Source organism: Mycobacterium sp. IDR2000157661 (assembly GCF_022317005.1).
GTDB lineage: Bacteria > Actinomycetota > Actinomycetes > Mycobacteriales > Mycobacteriaceae > Mycobacterium.
In genome coordinates this window covers 222,699-238,406 of record NZ_CP081006.1, presented here as the reverse complement: position 1 = coordinate 238,406, position 15,708 = coordinate 222,699, and the positions used below count along the sequence as shown (strand labels likewise).

14 protein-coding genes are annotated in these 15,708 nt (G+C 68.6%); 8 read left to right on the top strand and 6 right to left on the bottom strand.

Annotated features, from left to right (window positions below):
- Nucleotides 1–76 precede the first annotated feature (76 nt).
- Nucleotides 77–739 (top strand): universal stress protein, encoded by a 663-nt coding sequence (locus K3G64_RS02075; RefSeq protein ID WP_238888616.1) that lies wholly within the window; start codon nt 77–79, stop codon nt 737–739.
- Nucleotides 739–3,489, top strand: coding sequence for an HAD-IC family P-type ATPase (locus K3G64_RS02070; protein ID WP_370647060.1), 2,751 nt, complete (start codon nt 739–741; stop codon nt 3,487–3,489). Before K3G64_RS02075 ends, K3G64_RS02070 begins: the two co-directional genes overlap by 1 nt.
- Before the next feature lie 9 nt (nt 3,490–3,498).
- On the opposite strand, the gene sodC is transcribed toward K3G64_RS02070, so the two are convergent.
- Entirely contained in the window at nt 3,499–4,353 is an 855-nt protein-coding gene (gene sodC / locus K3G64_RS02065; RefSeq protein ID WP_238888613.1) for a superoxide dismutase[Cu-Zn], read from the bottom strand.
- 56 nt (nt 4,354–4,409) lie between these two features.
- Here sodC and K3G64_RS02060 point away from each other — a divergent pair, with 56 nt between their 5' ends.
- Complete coding sequence (locus tag K3G64_RS02060) at nt 4,410–5,162, top strand: alpha/beta hydrolase family protein (RefSeq protein ID WP_238888611.1); 753 nt, start codon at nt 4,410–4,412, stop codon at nt 5,160–5,162.
- 6 nt (nt 5,163–5,168) lie between these two features.
- Here the strand turns inward: K3G64_RS02060 and K3G64_RS02055 are convergent, their stop codons facing one another.
- Entirely contained in the window at nt 5,169–6,140 is a 972-nt protein-coding gene (locus K3G64_RS02055) for an NADPH:quinone oxidoreductase family protein (protein WP_238888609.1), read from the bottom strand.
- Between the two features lie 22 nt (nt 6,141–6,162).
- Here K3G64_RS02055 and K3G64_RS02050 point away from each other — a divergent pair, with 22 nt between their 5' ends.
- Both K3G64_RS02050 and K3G64_RS02045 read left to right on the top strand, forming a co-directional pair.
- On the top strand, nt 6,163–6,423 hold the full coding sequence (locus K3G64_RS02050) for a hypothetical protein (RefSeq protein WP_238888607.1): 261 nt from the start codon (nt 6,163–6,165) through the stop codon (nt 6,421–6,423).
- A 128-nt stretch (nt 6,424–6,551) separates the two neighbouring features.
- Complete coding sequence (locus K3G64_RS02045) at nt 6,552–7,520, top strand: alpha/beta fold hydrolase (protein ID WP_238888605.1); 969 nt, start codon at nt 6,552–6,554, stop codon at nt 7,518–7,520.
- Here K3G64_RS02045 and K3G64_RS02040 read toward each other — a convergent pair.
- The gene (locus tag K3G64_RS02040; RefSeq protein WP_238888603.1) at nt 7,510–8,880 is read right to left on the bottom strand and encodes a flavin monoamine oxidase family protein; all 1,371 of its coding nucleotides are present in this window, start codon (nt 8,878–8,880) and stop codon (nt 7,510–7,512) included. The genes K3G64_RS02045 and K3G64_RS02040 overlap by 11 nt on opposite strands.
- A 19-nt stretch (nt 8,881–8,899) precedes the next feature.
- Between K3G64_RS02040 and K3G64_RS02035 the strand changes: the two genes are divergently transcribed.
- Genes K3G64_RS02035 through K3G64_RS02025 form a run of 3 tightly spaced genes read left to right on the top strand, consistent with a single transcriptional unit; the run spans nt 8,900 to nt 12,907 of the window.
- A complete protein-coding gene (locus K3G64_RS02035) occupies nt 8,900–9,895 on the top strand; it encodes a TIGR03617 family F420-dependent LLM class oxidoreductase (RefSeq protein WP_238888601.1) in 996 nt (331 codons plus the stop codon).
- Between the two features lie 40 nt (nt 9,896–9,935).
- Nucleotides 9,936–11,429: a flavin-containing monooxygenase gene (locus K3G64_RS02030; protein ID WP_238888599.1), complete on the top strand. Its 1,494-nt coding sequence runs from the start codon at nt 9,936–9,938 to the stop codon at nt 11,427–11,429.
- Between the two features lie 8 nt (nt 11,430–11,437).
- A complete protein-coding gene (locus tag K3G64_RS02025) occupies nt 11,438–12,907 on the top strand; it encodes a flavin-containing monooxygenase (protein ID WP_238888597.1) in 1,470 nt (489 codons plus the stop codon).
- Nucleotides 12,908–12,920: 13 nt separating this feature from the next.
- Here the strand turns inward: K3G64_RS02025 and K3G64_RS02020 are convergent, their stop codons facing one another.
- The 3 genes from K3G64_RS02020 to K3G64_RS02010 form a co-directional block, all read right to left on the bottom strand.
- Nucleotides 12,921–13,328 (bottom strand): hypothetical protein, encoded by a 408-nt coding sequence (locus K3G64_RS02020; protein WP_238888595.1) that lies wholly within the window; start codon nt 13,326–13,328, stop codon nt 12,921–12,923.
- A gap of 122 nt (nt 13,329–13,450) precedes the next feature.
- Nucleotides 13,451–14,563, bottom strand: a complete 1,113-nt coding sequence (locus K3G64_RS02015) for a hypothetical protein (protein WP_238888593.1) — start codon at nt 14,561–14,563, stop codon at nt 13,451–13,453.
- On the bottom strand, nt 14,563–15,690 hold the full coding sequence (locus tag K3G64_RS02010; protein ID WP_238888591.1) for a phosphotransferase family protein: 1,128 nt from the start codon (nt 15,688–15,690) through the stop codon (nt 14,563–14,565). The genes K3G64_RS02015 and K3G64_RS02010 overlap by 1 nt, the downstream gene beginning before the upstream one ends.
- Between the last annotated feature and the right edge of the window lie 18 nt (nt 15,691–15,708).

Genomic DNA, 15,708 nt, shown 5'->3' with positions numbered 1-15,708 from the left:
CCCGGGGGCCGAAAGTCCTCGCCGATCCTGTCGGAGGAATCTGGCACGCGCCCCGAGGGTCTGCCACGGTCGAGGTGTGGACACAACGTTGGTCATCGCGCTGGCCGTCGCTTGGGGTGTGATCGGGTTGCTGTCCGGCCTGTGGATGGCTCGACGTGGATACGACCCGTTGTGGATTCTCATCGCGCTGCCGCTGGGCCCGCTGTTCCTGCCGATCGCCATCGAGCGCGTGCAGCGCCGCCCCGGTGCCGCCGGACCGGGCGAAGCGATACCACCGCACCGGTCAAGCGCCGACAGCAGGCCACGGGTCCTGGTGGGCCTCGATGGTTCGCAGGAGTCGAAGCGGGTGCTGGCAACGGTCCTGCGAATGTTCGGGCCGCACTGCGGTCTGCTGGTCATCGCCGAGGTCCTGCACTACGAGGCCGCCGACGACGTCACCGGCGCCGATGTCGACGCGGCCAAGCAGCGGTTGGCCACGATGGCCGCACAGGCCGACTGTGTCGGCGCGGTGCATACCGAGGTGTTAGCCGGCGCCCCGAGCGTGGCGCTGCGGCAGTACGCGGAGCAGAACGACATCGATCTGCTGGTGGTGGGTCGACGCGGCCGAGGGTTGTCGGCACGCGTACTCGGCAGCGTCTCCGCCGATCTCGTAGAACACTCCGCCGTCCCCGTACTCGTCATCGAACCGGCGCAGAAAGCGGCGGCCAGAACCAACACCGAAGCGCTACGGATGCGGTGATGGCGGCGGTACCGGCGACGGTGGCAACCGACTCCCACCACGGACTTGCCGGCCATGAAGTGGTGCTGCTGCTGCAGACCGATTCGCACCGCGGCCTGTCCAGCGCGGAGGCCCGCGAGCGTATTGACCGGTTCGGCCCCAACGCCCTGCCCGCTCCCCGCAGTTCGGGTCTGCTGCTCAGGGTCGGGCGTCAGTTCCACCATCCGCTGATCTATGTGCTGCTCGTCGCGGGCGCGATCACCGCGGCCCTACACGAATACGTCGACTCCGCGGTGATCTTCGCCGTGGTGGTCGTCAACGCCGTCATCGGCTTCATCCAGGAATCGAAGGCCGAAGCGGCGCTACAGAGCCTGCGCGCAATGGTTAACACCGAGGCCAAAGTCGTGCGCGACGGACGCGAGCACCTCGTCGCCTCCGACCAGCTCGTGCCGGGCGATCTGGTGCGCGTCGAGGCCGGCGACAAGATCCCGGCCGACATCCGGTTGCTGCGCCAGACCGAGTTACGGATCGATGAGTCGGCGTTGACTGGCGAGTCGGTGTCGGCGGACAAGGACGAAGTGGTTCTGCCGGCGGCGACGCCGGTGGCGGACCGACGCAACATGGCCTACTCGGGGACGTTGGTGACGGCCGGCGCGGGAGCCGGGATCGTCGTGGCCACCGGGGCCGAGACCGAGATCGGCGAGATCCACCGGCTCGTCGGCGCCGCCGAGATGCTGGCGACACCGTTGACCGCCAAGCTCGCCTGGTTCAGCAAGATCCTGACGGTCGGCATCCTGGCGTTGGCGGCGGCGACCTTCGCCATCGGTCTGCTTCGACACCAGGATGCGGTGCAGACGTTCACCGCGGCCATCGCGCTCGCCGTCGGCGCCATCCCGGAGGGCCTGCCGGCGGCGGTGACGATCACGCTGGCCATCGGCGTCGCCCGAATGGCCAAGCGCCGAGCGGTCATTCGCCGGTTGCCCGCCGTGGAGACGCTGGGCAGCACAACCGTGATCTGTGCCGACAAGACCGGCACGCTGACCGAGAACCAGATGACGGTGCGGGAAATCTGGACACCCGACGAGTCGTGGGAAGCAACCGGATCCGGCTACGCACCCGACGGCGCACTGCTGACCAGGGACGGCGTGCCGGCCTCGGTGGATGCGAACGCGGCGCTGCGCTGGTCGCTGTTGGCCGGGACGGCCTGCAACGACGCTGTGCTGACACACGACGCCGAGCGCTGGGACATCGCCGGTGACCCCACCGAAGCGGCCATGGTCGTCGTCGCCGCCAAGGCGGGCATCGCAGCCGGCGAACTCGGACGGACACTTCCGCGGGTCGCGACGATCCCGTTCAGTTCCGAGCGTCAGTACATGGCAACCCTGCACGATGCCGCTGGCGAGCAGGTGGTGCTGGTGAAGGGAGCGGTCGAGCGGATGCTCGAGATGTGCCCTACGCAGATGGGCGCCGACGGGTCGCTGCGTCCCATCGACCGTCCGGCGGTAGTGCAGGCAGCTGACAGGCTGGCCGCGACGGGCCTGCGGGTGCTGGCCACCGGTGTGCGTCGCCCGGCAGAGGGGAGCGACTTCACCGAAGACGCGTTGCCCGGCAGCGTGACGCTGACGGGCCTGCACGCCATGCTCGACCCGCCCCGAGCGGCCGCCGCATCCGCCGTCGCCGCCTGTCACTCGGCCGGCATAGCGGTGAAGATGATCACCGGCGATCACGCAGGCACCGCCGGTGCCATCGCCGCCGCGGTCGGACTGCTGGACCCCGAGGACGAAACCCATCGCAGGGTGCTGACCGGCGCCGAGTTGGCCGACACCGCGCCCGAGGAGCTTCCCGAGGCGGTCGAGCAGGCGAGCGTCTTCGCCCGGGTGTCCCCGGAGCAGAAGCTGCGGCTGGTGGAGGCGTTGCAGGGCAGAGGGCACATCGTCGCCATGACCGGCGACGGGGTCAACGACGCGCCGGCGCTGCGGCAGGCGAGCATCGGGGTGGCCATGGGGCGAGGCGGCACCGAGGTCGCCAAGGACGCCGCGGACATGGTGCTCACCGACGACGACTTCGCAACCATCGAAGCCGCCGTGGAGGAAGGCCGCGGCGTCTTCGACAACCTGACGAAGTTCATCACCTGGACCCTGCCCACCAACATCGGTGAGGGCCTGGTGATTCTGGTCGCGATCGCGTTGGGCGCGGCGCTGCCCATCCTGCCGACCCAGATCCTGTGGATCAACATGACCACCGCCGTCGCGCTCGGCCTCATGCTGGCGTTCGAGCCCAAGGAGACCGGCATCATGGCCAGGCCTCCGCGCGACCCCGACCAGCCGCTGCTCACCCGGGCACTGGTGGGTCGCATCCTGTTGGTGTCGAGCTTGCTGGTGGCCGGTTCCTGGTGGCTGTTCGAATGGGAGCTGGCCGGCGGCGCGTCGTTGTCGGAAGCCCGCACCGCCGCGGTGAACGTGTTCGTGGTCGTCGAAGCGTTCTACCTGTTCAGCTGCCGCTCGCTGGTCCATTCAGCCTGGCGGATCGGTCTTTTCACCAACCGTTGGCTGATCGTGGGGGTGGCCGTACAGGCGATCGCGCAGCTCGCCATCACCTACGTGCCCGCCATGAACACGGTGTTCGAGACCGCGCCGCTGGACATCGGCACGTGGCTGCGCATCTTCGCGGTGGCCGCGCTCACGAGTCTGGCCGTGGCACTGGAGAAATGGGTGCGGGCGCACGGATCGCGCGACGCGGGCACGGCACTGACGCAGCGTCGCCTCCGGTGACCGTCAGCCTCACGGCGGCGGGGCGACGGTCGTGGTCGTCGTGGTCGTGGGCGGTGCGGTGGTGGTGGTCGTCGTCTCGGTGACCGTGGTGGCGGTCGTGGTCGTCGTCTCGGTCACCGGCGGTGGGGGTACGACGGTCGTCGTCGGGCTGATCACCGTGGTCTCGGTGACGGTCGTCGGCGTGGTGGTGGTCGTCGTGGTGGTCGTCGTCGTGGTCGTCTCCGCACCCACGCGCTCGATCACCGCGCAGGCCACCCGGCCGCCCGCGTCACCCGTGGCGAGCGTCTCCTGGTCGGGTCCCTGCTGACCGTCGGGCTGGCTGTAGCGGTTCGGGATGTTGGCGAAGTTGTCCTCGCCCTCGTGGATCATCAGCGCGGTGCCGTCACCGGCCAGCAGCTCCTCGGCGGTGAACGCGTCCGTCGTGGTCACCAACTCCGCGGACCCGTCCGATCGCACCTGAAGCGAGGTGAGATCGCCGCTGGCGGGGTGCCCGCTGCTCCCCGGCGCCTGGAAGTGACCGCCTGCGGACAGGAAGTCGCCGGTTTGGCCGCCGTCGGGTGGCGTCGAGTTGGGCTCGCACGTGCCGACCTCGTGGATGTGCAGTCCGTGGAAGCCCGGGCTGAGGACGCCGCCCTCGGTCGTTTCGACTGTGATCCGGGCGAAGCCGTTCGCGAAGTCCAGGGTCGCATCGGCCACCGGGGTGCCGTCGGCGGTCTCGAACTGGGCCGCCAGGCGATCCGTGCCTGCGGGCGGCGCTTCGGTGGTCGTGGTCGGCTCGGCTGCCTGGTCGTCGGTCCCACAGCCCGCCAGGGCCGCAGCGGGCAGGATCAACAGGGCAGCAGCGGTGACGATTCGATGTGCCATGACCGAGGGCGTACCCACAGATGTGAGATCCGATACATGGTGACAGGATGGCGCGCGTGAGCGAGAGCGTCAGTTTTGCGAGTACCAGTGGGCCCGTGCTGGCGGGCGTAGTCGACCTGCCCGACGGTGACGTCCGCGGCTGGGGCGTCTTCGCTCACGGCTTCACCCTCGGCAAGGACAGCCCCGCCGCCAGCCGGATCTGCAAGCAACTCGCCAGCGAGGGCATCGGCATGCTGCGCTTCGACAACCTCGGCCTTGGCGATTCCGAGGGCGACTGGGGCGACGGATCGTTCTCGCACAAGGTCGCCGACACCGTTCGGGGAGTGGAGTTCATGAACGACGCCGGCCGCGAGGTCCACCTGCTCGTGGGCCACTCGTTCGGCGGTTCCGCCGTCATCGCCGCGGCCCACGACTGTCCGACCGTCGCGGCCGTCGCCAGCATCGGTGCGCCCTACGAACCGGCCCACGTCGAGCACAGCTACGACGCCCTGTGCGAACGCATCGAGGCCGACGGCGAGGCCAAGTTCCACATCGGCGGCAAGGCGCTCACCCTCAAGCGACACTTCATCGAAGACGTCCGCAAGGCCGACCTGCGCGAGCGGATCAACACCCTGCGCCGCGCGCTGCTCGTCATGCACTCGCCCACCGACAACACCGTCGGCATCGACAACGCCAGCGAGATCTTCCGCGCCGCCCGGCACCCTCGCAGCTTCGTCTCGCTCGAGGGCGCCGACCATATGCTCACCGAGAAGAACCAGGCGGCCCGTGCCGCGCGCATCATCAGCGCGTGGGCCGACCCCTACCTCTAGCGACCGTCACCGCACCGCGACGACGACCTTGCCCCTTGCCGACCGGTCCTCCAGCGCCGCAATCGCGTCCGCGGCCCGCTCGAGCGGGAACACCTGCGGCTCCGGCGCCGCCACCGCGCCCGAGGCCAGCACCTGCTCCAGTTCGGCCCACTGCTCGGCCAGGTAACCCGGATGCGTCAGCGTCCACGCGCCCCAGCCCACCCCCACGACATCGATGTTGTTGAGCAACAACCGGTTCACCTTGACGGTCGGGATCTCACCGCCGGTGAAGCCGATGACCAGCAGTCGGCCCCCCGGCGCCAGCGACCGAAGCGAGTCGGTGAACCGGTCGCCGCCGACCGGGTCGACGACGATGTCCACGCCGCGCCCCTCGGTCAGCTCCTTGACCCTGGCCTTGAAACCGTCCGCCAGCACGACGTCTGTGGCCCCGGCTGCCCGGGCCACCTCGGCCTTGTCCTCGGTGCTCACCACCGCGATCACCCGCGACGCCCCCCAGGCCGGCGCCAGCCGCAGCGTCGACGTGCCGATGCCGCCTGCCGCGCCGTGCACCAGCACCGTCTCACCGTCGGCCAACCGGCCCCGGGTGCGCAGCGCGTGATGCATCGTCAGGTCGTTGAACAGCAGGCCGGCGCCGGCCTGAAACGAAACGTTGTCGGGCAACTTGAACACCCGCTCGGCCGGCAGCGCAACGACTTCCGCCATCGCACCGCACAACATGGTCAGCGCCGCGACGCGGTCGCCCGCCGAGACGTGCGCGTCCGCCGGTGCGCTGCGCACGACACCGGCCACCTCGCCGCCCGGGGTGTAGGGCATCTCCGGCTTGTACTGATAGAGCCCGCGCGACTGCAGCACGTCCGGAAACGCCACCCCGGCCGCGTGCACCTCGATGACGATCTGGCCTTCGCCGTCGGGTTCGTCGAGCTCGACGAGCTTCGCGGATTGCGGTCCGTCGAGGCTGGCTATCTGAATCGCGCGCATGGCGCTTATTTAACATCCTCGGATGCCCGTAATCCGCGCCGCGGTGCTCCTCGACGCCGGCGCCGACCCCCGCCTCACCGACGTGCAGATCCGCGAGCCCGTCGGCGCGGACCTCATCGGCGGCTTCTTCGGACAGCCCAGCCTGGTGGCCGCCGACCTGGGTGCCACGGCCACTGTCGACCCGGGCGCGTCCGACACCGCGGCCGCTCTGCGCGACCCACCTTCCTCCCGTACCTGGCTGACCTGTACCGATGCGGTGATCTGCCGTTGGAGAAGTTGGTGACGGTGTTCGACTTCGCCGACTTCGACGCCGTCTGGAACGCCGCCAAGACCGGGCGGGTCATCAAGCCCGTATTGGGTACTGAGGGCTAGTCTCAGATATCCGGCAACGGTGCCGAGAACGGAGCGCACATGAGTCGTCGCCCCCGGGGCGCAACGCACGCCCCCTTCTTCGCCCCCGCCAGACAGCTGCCGCCAGGCCGCGCCGTCGCCGTGCGCTCCAAGGACGGCATCCGCCTGCACGCCGAGGTCTTCGGCCCCGAAGACGGCTACCCGATCGTGCTGGCGCACGGCATCACCTGTGCGCTTCGGGTGTGGGCGCACCAGATCACCGACCTGTCGCGCGACTACCGCGTCATCGCCTTCGACCACCGCGGCCACGGTCGCAGCGCGGTGCCGACGCGGCGCCACGGCTACAGCCTGGACCACCTGGCGGGCGATCTCGACTCGGTGCTGGATGCGACGCTGGCACGACACGAACGCGCTGTCATCGCCGGTCACTCCATGGGCGGGATCGCTATCACCTCGTGGGCCGAGCGCTATGCCGACCGGGTGACCGAGCGGGCCGCAGGCGTCGCGCTCATCAACACCACCACCGGCGATCTGCTGCGCCACGTCCGATTGCTCCCGGTTCCGCCGCAACTGGCCGACGTCCGCGTGTTCGCGGCGGGAACGCTGCTCAAGACGTTCGGCGCGGCTCCGCTGATGGGCCCGATCCACCGTCCGAACCGGCGGTTCATCTCGATGATGGCCGTGGGCCGCGATGCCGACCCCGCGATCGCCGAATTCGTCTACGAGTTGTTCGCGTCCACCTCGGCGGCCGGTCGTGGCGGCTGGGCCCGAACCCTGGTCGAACATCTCGGCCCGCAGCACATCGGGCTGAAGAACCTGGCGGTGCCAACCCTGGTGATCGGCAGCGAGAAGGACCGGCTGCTGCCGATGGTCTCGTCGCGGCGCATCGCCCGTGAGGTGCCCCATCTCGCGCAGTTCGTCGAACTCTCCGGCGGGCACTGCGCGATCCTGGAACGCCCGCAGGAGGTCAACAGCCACCTGCGGCAGCTGGTCGAAGCCGCGACCGTTGAGCGTCGCGTCAGCTCTTAGCGCCCGCCAGCGCGCGGTGCACCTCGTCGGCGGCCCGCAGCCCCGACCGCACGGCGCCGTCGAGGAAGCCCGTCCACTTCTCGGCGGTCTCGGTGCCGGCCCAGTAGATGCCGTCGACCGGTTTGCGCAGCCAAGGCCCGTATGTCGTCCACGATCCCGGCGGCACCGCCGCCGTCGGACCGCCCGGGGCGAATGGTTCTGCGCCCCAACAGTGATCGAGGTAGTCGATCGGCGCCAGGGCGGCCTCGCCGAACAACGTCGCGAACCCCGACAGCGCCTGCTCGCGACGCTGGGCGGGCGGTAGCGGGTCGAAGGTCCGCGCGTCGGTGAAGCCCAGCAGGATGCCGGGTCCCTCGTCGCTAGGGCTCACGTCGAAGGTGATGAACACCGGCCCCTCGTCGGAAAGCGCTTCTCCGGACAGTCCTTTCGCCCGCCAGAACGGGGTTTCGTAGGCGGCGTAGGCCTTGCTGAGGTTGCCCTGGGGCCAGTGCTGGGCGAGCTTGCCGTAATCGGGTGGCAGGTCGGGCAGGAACGCGATGGCCGCGCGGTGCTCGGGCGGAATCGCGACGACGACGGCCTTGGCGGTGACCGTGCCCGCATCGGATGTCACGCTCACGTCGCCGTCGCTGTGGCGTTCGATGCGGCGCACCACCGCGCCCCGCACGACAGGATTGCCCAGTGCTTCGATTTCTGCGGCCATTCGCTCGGCGATCTGCTGGGTGCCTGCGGGGAAGCGGTTCTGCTGCGCGCCGCCCTCGACGTCGAGCATGCGGTCCAGGCCGCCTGCGGCCTTGACGTAGTGCACCGCGTGCAGCATCGACACGGCCTCTGGTTCACAGCCCCAGGTGACCCTGCTCATGATCGCCATGAGGTCGCGGGTGCCGGCGCTGGCGTGCACCGACTTCAGCCAGCCGTCGAGTGACTGCGAATCCAGCGCATCGGCGACCGACGCCTCCCACGGTTTGTGCACGGGCACCCGCCGGCAGACACGCTCGAACCGCCACTGGATACGGGACACGTCGAGCAACTCGATGATCGACAGCCGCGGGATGGTGCTGCGGTAGGAACGGACCTTGCCGCGCCAGCGGATCAGATTCTTGCCGCGGTTGTGCGTGGCGACGGTGCCGCAGCCCAGCTCGCGCGCCAGATCGACAACCGCGTCCTGCGTGGGCCCGACGAAGGTGCCGCCCAGGTCTACCGGTATACCTGCGATCGTCGCGGTCGACGAGCGCCCGCCGACGCGGTCGCGGCCCTCGAGCACCACCACGTCGTGCCCGAGGCGGGTCAATTCCCGCGCCGCGGCGAGTCCGGCGAATCCTGCGCCCACCACGGCGACGTCGGCACTGTGCGGGATGCTCACGCCGATAGGCTCTCACGCCGTGAAGGTCATGACGGCGTTGTTCGGACCGACGGATGCAATCGAGCGAGCCCAGCTGCTGCGCGAGGCCGGCGCCAGCGGGGTGTTCACCTTCGAGGGTCCGCACGACGTGTTCGTTCCGCTCACCCTGGCCGCCACGGTCGACGGCCTCGACCTGATGAGCAACGTGGCGATCGCCTTTCCCCGCAATCCCGAGCAGCTCGCGCACCAGGCCAACGATCTGCAGCTGCTGTCGAAAGGCCGGTTCGTCCTCGGTCTCGGCACGCAGGTGCGCGCCCAGATCGAGAAGCGGTACGGAGTCGCGTTCGACCGTCCGGTGGCGCGGATGAAGGAGATGGTCGGCGCGCTGCGGGCCGTGTTCGCGGCGTGGAACACCGGCGAGCGGCTGGACTTTCGCGGCGAGTTCTACCGGCACACGCTGATGACCCCGACGTTCAACCCGGGCCCCAACCCGTACGGTCCGCCGCCGATCTACCTCGGTGCACTGGGGCCGCGGCTCACCCGGGCGACCGCCGAGGTCGCCGACGGCTTGTTGGTGATGCCGTTCGGCTCCAAGCGCTTCCTGCACGAGGCGACGATGCCTGCGGTGCGGGCGGGCTTGGCGGCGGCCGGTCGCAGCCCCGACGAGCTGGCCGTCGTGCCCGAGATCATCGTGTCGGTGGGCGAGGACTCAGCGTCCGACGCGCACGCCGCCGTGCGACGCCTGCTGGCCTTCTACGGTTCAACGCCGGCCTACCGGCCGGTGCTCGAGGTGCACGGGTGGGGTGATCTGCAGCCGGAGCTCAACGCGATGTCCAAGCAGGGACGCTGGCAGGACATGGCCGCGCTGATCGACGACGAGATGCTGCACACCGTTGCGGCGTGCGGCAGCCCGGCGGAGGTGGCCGCCCACATCCGTGACCGTGTCGACGGGGTCTCCGACCGGATCTGCCTGTACCAGCCGGGGCCGATCGCGGTGGATTCGTTGGCCGAGATCATCGACGCACTGCGGTCCTGACCCATATCGTGGTACTCAGCCGAACCAGAGGAGGTCGGGCATGGTGGCCAACGAGCCGGGCGAGCGGGCCGAATACTCCGACGTGTTGATCATCGGCGCAGGGATCTCCGGGATCGGCGCGGCCTACCGCATGCACGAGAAGAACCCCGACCTGTCCTACACCGTGTTGGAGCGCCGCTCGCGTATCGGCGGCACCTGGGACCTGCACCGGTACCCGGGCATCCGCTCCGACAGCGACATCTTCACGCTCAGCTTCCCGTGGGAGTCGTGGACGCGTCCGGAGAACGTCGCCGACGGGCCCGACATCCGGGACTATTTGACTGAGACGGCCCGCAAGCACGGCATCGACCGGCACATCCGGTTCGACACGCGCGTGCTTTCAGCGGAGTGGGACTCGACCACCGACACCTGGACCGTGCACGCCGAGCAGGACGGAACCGCCAGGACGTACCAAGGGCGGTTCCTGTTCTTCGGCACCGGCTACTACAACTACGACGAGCCGTACCGGCCGGAGTTCCCTGGTCTGCAGGAGTTCCGCGGTGAGGTGGTGCATCCGCAGCACTGGCCGGAGTCCCTCGACTACGCGGGTAAGCGGGTGGTCGTGATCGGCAGCGGCGCAACGGCGGTCAGCATGATTCCGTCGCTGAGCCAGAAGGCCGGCCACGTGACGATGCTGCAGCGGTCGCCCTCCTACATGCTGTCCACACCACGCATCAACCCGGTCGTGCAGGCGATCCGCAAGCTGCCCGGCCGGGCCGGGTACTGGGCGGCCCGCGTCTACAACGTGATCTTCACGGTCTTCGTCTATGCCTTCGCGCGGGCGGCGCCGGGGCTCAGCAAGCGCTACATCCGCAGCCACGCGAAACGCGTTCTGCCGGAAGGCTATCCCGTCGACGTGCACTTCAAGCCACGTTACGACCCGTGGGATCAACGGCTGTGCGCGATGCTCGACGACGACTTCTACGAGGCGATCAACACCGGCCGCATGGACGTGGTGACCGATCAGATCGACCACATCGACGCCTCCGGCATCGCGCTGCGCTCGGGGCAGCGCATCGACGCCGACGTGATCATCACCGCGACCGGCATCCAGTTGCAGGCGCTCGGCGGCGTCGCGTTGAGCGTGGATGGCGAGGAGGTCAAGCCGCAGGATCGGTTCGTCTACAAGGAACACATGCTCGAGGACATCCCGAACCTGGCCTGGTGCGTCGGCTACATCAACGCGTCGTGGACGTTGCGCGCCGATCTGACCGCCCGGGCGTTCGCGAAGCTGGTGGCTTACATGGACGCTCACGGCTACACGCACGCCTACCCGCATCTGGGGGACAAGCCGATGCCGGAGAAGCCGGCCTGGAACATCAACGCCGGTTACGTGCAGCGCTCGGCGCACGTGCTACCGAAGTCGGGCACCCACCGGCCCTGGAACGTGCGGCACAACTACGTGCTCGACGCCATCGACCACCGCGTGGACCGAATCGAGGAGTCGATGGTGTTCGGCCGGAGCCCAGTGCCGGCGCAGGCGATCACCGCCTGAGCATGTTCATGGCCGACTACAGCGACGTGCTCATCATCGGTGCCGGTATCTCGGGTATCGGCGCGGCTCACCGCATCGGCGAGCGCAACCCCGACCTCAGCTACACCATCCTGGAGCGCCGCGAGCGTGTCGGAGGTACGTGGGACCTGTTCCGATACCCGGGAATTCGGTCCGACAGCGACATCTACACGTTGTGCTTCCCGTGGGAGCCATGGACTCGGCCGGAGATGATCGCTGACGGCGAACACATCTGGCAGTACCTTGAGGCCACGACCCGCCGGCACGGCATCGACCGACACATCCGGTTCAACACGCATGTCCGCAGCGCGGATTGGGACTGGGACACCGACACCTGGACGGTGCGGTGCGAAGAGAACGGTGTCGAAAGGGATTACCGCTGCCGGTGGTTGTTCTTCGGGACCGGATACTTCGACTACGACGAGCCGTACCGACCGGAGTTCAAGGGAATCGACGACTTCGCCGGTGAGGTGGTACATCCCCAGCACTGGCCGGAGTCGTTCGACTGGACCGCGAAGCGGGTCGTGGTCGTCGGAAGCGGTGCGACGGCGGTGAGCCTGATTCCGTCCCTGACCGCCGATGCCGCGCACGTGACGATGCTGCAGCGCACCCCGTCGTACATGATGTCGACCACGAAGATCGAGCCGACCGCAGTGGTGATGCGTAAAGTGCTGCCGCTCAAACTCGCTCATTGGATAGTGCGGTGGCGAAATGCACTGCTCGGTGCGGCGCTGTGGGGCATCACGCGCGTAGCGCCGGAATTCAGCAAGCGCGTGCTGCGGCGAATCGCGGAGAAGAACCTGCCCCCCGGCTATCCCGTCGACGAACACTTCAAGCCGCCGTACAACCCGTGGGATCAGCGGCTGTGTTTCATCGTGAGCGCCGATCTGTACAAGGAGATCGCCGAAGGCCGCCTCGAGATGGTCACCGGCCGCATCGACTTCATCGACACGAACGGCGCGGTGCTCGAGTCGGGCCGCCGGATCGACGCGGACGTGATCATCACCGCGACCGGCCTGCAACTGCAATTACTCGGCGGGGTGACGCTGAGCATCGCAGGGGAGAAGATCGACCCCCACGAGCGGTTCCTGTACCGACGGCACATGCTCGAGGACGTGCCCAACGCGGCGTGGTGTGTCGGCTACACGAACGCCTCGTGGACGCTGGGCGCCGACATGACCGCGCAGTCCTTCGCCAGGCTGGTGGCCCACATGCGGTCCCACGGTTACACCCACGGCTATCCGCACCTCGGCGGGGCCCCGATGCCGGAGCAGCCCGCGTTCAACCTGGAGTCCGGCTACGTCAAACGCGGGCTCCATGTGTTGCCGAAGTCGGGCACCAGGCGGCCGTGGATGTTGAGCCACAACTTCTTGCGTGACGCGTTGGGCCACCGGTTCGAGTCGGCCGACGAGGCGATGGTCTTCGGCCGAACGCCGGTCGCGACGACGCCCGTCGCCTGACCGGCCGGCGGGGTCAGCCCGCCGAGGGCGGCAGCACCGGCACCATCGGTGGCGGCATCGGCTTGGGCGGTGGTGCCACGAGCGGCGGCCGTACCTGCAGGGTCGGCAGACCGGCTCTCGGTGGCGGCAGCACCGTCTGCTCGGCCTTGGCGGGCGGAGCGGTACAGGTGAGGCCGTTGTGCACACCGCCGGACCGGTTGCAGCAGTAGCGGACGGATTCCTCGAACTGGGCGACGGGATCGCTGCTGGGCACGCCGTCGGTCGTCTGCTTCATGCAGTAGTCGTATTCCTCGATGTCCCATACGGGTTCGGCCGTCGCGATCGCCGGACACACCGCAGCACAGAATGCGACTATCGCCGCGAACTGGGCGGGGCGCGCAAGCCACCGGCTAGAGGGCTGCAGAGCGTTGCTGGTCATCATGAGTGTCACCCCCTGGCGCACTCGGCTCGCCGTGAGCCGATGAGGGAAGTGTGCGCTTCCGCGTCTGTTTACATCCGCGATTCGGTAAAGTTCCGCGTTCCGGGCCCGCCGCGAGCCCGTAGCTACGGCGCCACGCTCAGCCAGTCGGCGAAGCCCGAGGGGTCGTGGCGGCCCAGCGCCCCGTGCTCGAACAAGCCCCAGCCCTCGGCGGACTTGCCGCCTTCCGTGCACACCGCGCGGCCGACGTGGTCGATGACGCCGAACCCGGCGCGCCCGACGATCGCCGGATCGGTCATGTCATAGGTCAGGCGCTCGGTGAACTTGTCGCCCTTCCACACGCCGTGCAGCCAATCGGAGTCACCGCCGTAGCCGCCGCCGACGTGGATGGGCACCGGCAACTTCGACTCGACCTCAAGACTCAGCACCGCACCGTCGGAGGCGGTCGCCTCGATGGTCGCCCCGGTCGGGATGCGGGTGCCCGAGGTGTAGTGGATCTTGACGCGCGGCCAGCCGAGCTGCTCGACGCGGCCATCCGGCCAGACGCGGGTGACGTCGTTGAGGCTGCGGAAGCCGTCGGGCTCCTCCTGGATGATCAGGCAGATACCGAACTCGTCGAAGGCCATCGGCACGTAGAGCCACCACATGCCCTCGAACGGCGGAACTGCGGGCCTGCCTGCAGGTTCCGGCTCGCCGATCGGCCGGATGCCCCAGGATCGGTCCCGGCTGCCGATCCACACCGACGGGTCGACGGTGATGTGCTCGCCGTCGATCGCGATGGTCCCGCTCCACGAGCCGACCTGCGCGAAACGCTGCGCGTCCAGCGTGATTCGCGTACCGGTGCGCAGGATGTGCCGCTGCTCCCGAATGGGGTCGAACAGCCCGTTCCAGGTGAGGTCGACGGCGATGCCCTCGGTCTCCTCCATGACGATGCGCAGCTTGTGCAGCGGTTCGGTGACCTCGACGCGGTAACCCAGCACGTGCTGGTTGAGCCGGTCGGCGTCGATGCCGTCGGACAGGTGCACCGCGGTCTGGGTGTCACCGCGCCGGACGAGCACGAACGCGTCCTTCACACCCAGATTCGGGTAGTAACCGAGGCCGGTGATCAGGAAGATGTCACCGGTGCGGTCGTGGGCGTTGAAGTACGAGCGGTCGTAGAAGTTGCGATCCGACGACCCCGGCCAGGCGATCGGCTGCGGGATCTGATGGATGGGGAATTCGTCGGTGGGACCGAGCATCAGGCGTCTCCGATGAGTCGTCTCAACAAGGAAGCGTGATAGAACAGCGACTCCACGTCGTCGGGCTGCTCGATCTCGCCGAAGCGCACCCGACGCGCGCTGGTCCGCATGAACACACACGCCCAGATGACACCGGAGTACACGTATAACCAGTTCAGGTCGCCCAGCTGCACGCCGGTGAGCTCGGCATAGGTGGCCGTGACGTCGGCCTCGGTCATGAAGTCGGGCAGTCCGGGCAGGCCGGCGAGGCCTGCCAGTTCCTGAAAAACATTGTGGGCGAAGATCATCCATGCCGCGTCCATTTCACGCGGTCCGAGGGTGGCCATCTCCCAGTCCAGCACCGCGACGGGCCGGTACTCCTGGTACAGCACGTTGCCGACGCGCGAGTCGCCCCACACCAGCACCGGTTCGCCGGCGGCGACGTCGGCGGGCCAGTTCACCTCGAGCCAGTCCAGCGCCCGCTCCACCAGCGGTGACCGCCCGATGTCCGGCACCGCGAACTCATACCAGTTCTGCAGCCAGTTCAGGTTGCGCCGCAGGGCGTTGGCGTCCGAGCCGTCGTCGAGGAAGCTGAACGTCTCCTGCGGACGGGGAATCGAATGAAGCTTGGCCAGCACGCCGACGGTGCTGTCCTGAAGCTCTCGTCGCTTCTCGGCCGGGGAGTCGGCGAACCAGTTGCCGCCGAAGGTGTAGGGCATGACGTCTGGCGGCACCCGTCCGTCGACATAGTCCATCAGGAAGAACGGAGTGCCCAGCACCTGGCCGGTGTTCTCCAGCCACCGCACCTGCGGCACCGGGATGTCGGTCTGCGCGCCGACCAGTCGAATGACCTCGAACTGATGGTCCATCCGGTACGAGTCGAACACCGGCACGTCGTCGGTGGTCGGCGCGACGCGCGCCACCCACTTCTGCTCGACCTGACCGTTGTCGTCCCAGCGGCCCGTCAGGATGATCGTCTCCGACGACATCCCGTTGGCGTCCACACCGCTTTCGACGGTGATCTCCGGGGTCGCCCCGCCCGGCAGTACCGTCGCCAGCCACCGCGACATCACATCGGGCAGCGTGGACAGATCGCGACTCGAATGCTCGAGGCGGCCGACATCTTCGACAGCCGGTTCAGTAGCCACAACTTCTTCCTTCGACCG

Bases quoted from the DNA above. Each gene is read 5' to 3' on its own strand.
- K3G64_RS02015 (WP_238888593.1), bottom strand. From the start codon at position 14,563: ATGCTCGGTCCCACCGACGAATTCCCCATCCATCAGATCCCGCAGCCG.
- K3G64_RS02070 (WP_370647060.1), top strand. From the start codon at position 739: ATGGCGGCGGTACCGGCGACGGTGGCAACCGACTCCCACCACGGACTT.
- K3G64_RS02020 (WP_238888595.1), bottom strand. From the start codon at position 13,328: ATGATGACCAGCAACGCTCTGCAGCCCTCTAGCCGGTGGCTTGCGCGC.
- K3G64_RS02050 (WP_238888607.1), top strand. From the start codon at position 6,163: ATGCCCGTAATCCGCGCCGCGGTGCTCCTCGACGCCGGCGCCGACCCC.
- K3G64_RS02055 (WP_238888609.1), bottom strand. From the start codon at position 6,140: ATGCGCGCGATTCAGATAGCCAGCCTCGACGGACCGCAATCCGCGAAG.
- K3G64_RS02045 (WP_238888605.1), top strand. From the start codon at position 6,552: ATGAGTCGTCGCCCCCGGGGCGCAACGCACGCCCCCTTCTTCGCCCCC.
- K3G64_RS02025 (WP_238888597.1), top strand. From the start codon at position 11,438: ATGGCCGACTACAGCGACGTGCTCATCATCGGTGCCGGTATCTCGGGT.
- K3G64_RS02030 (WP_238888599.1), top strand. From the start codon at position 9,936: ATGGTGGCCAACGAGCCGGGCGAGCGGGCCGAATACTCCGACGTGTTG.
- sodC (WP_238888613.1), bottom strand. From the start codon at position 4,353: ATGGCACATCGAATCGTCACCGCTGCTGCCCTGTTGATCCTGCCCGCT.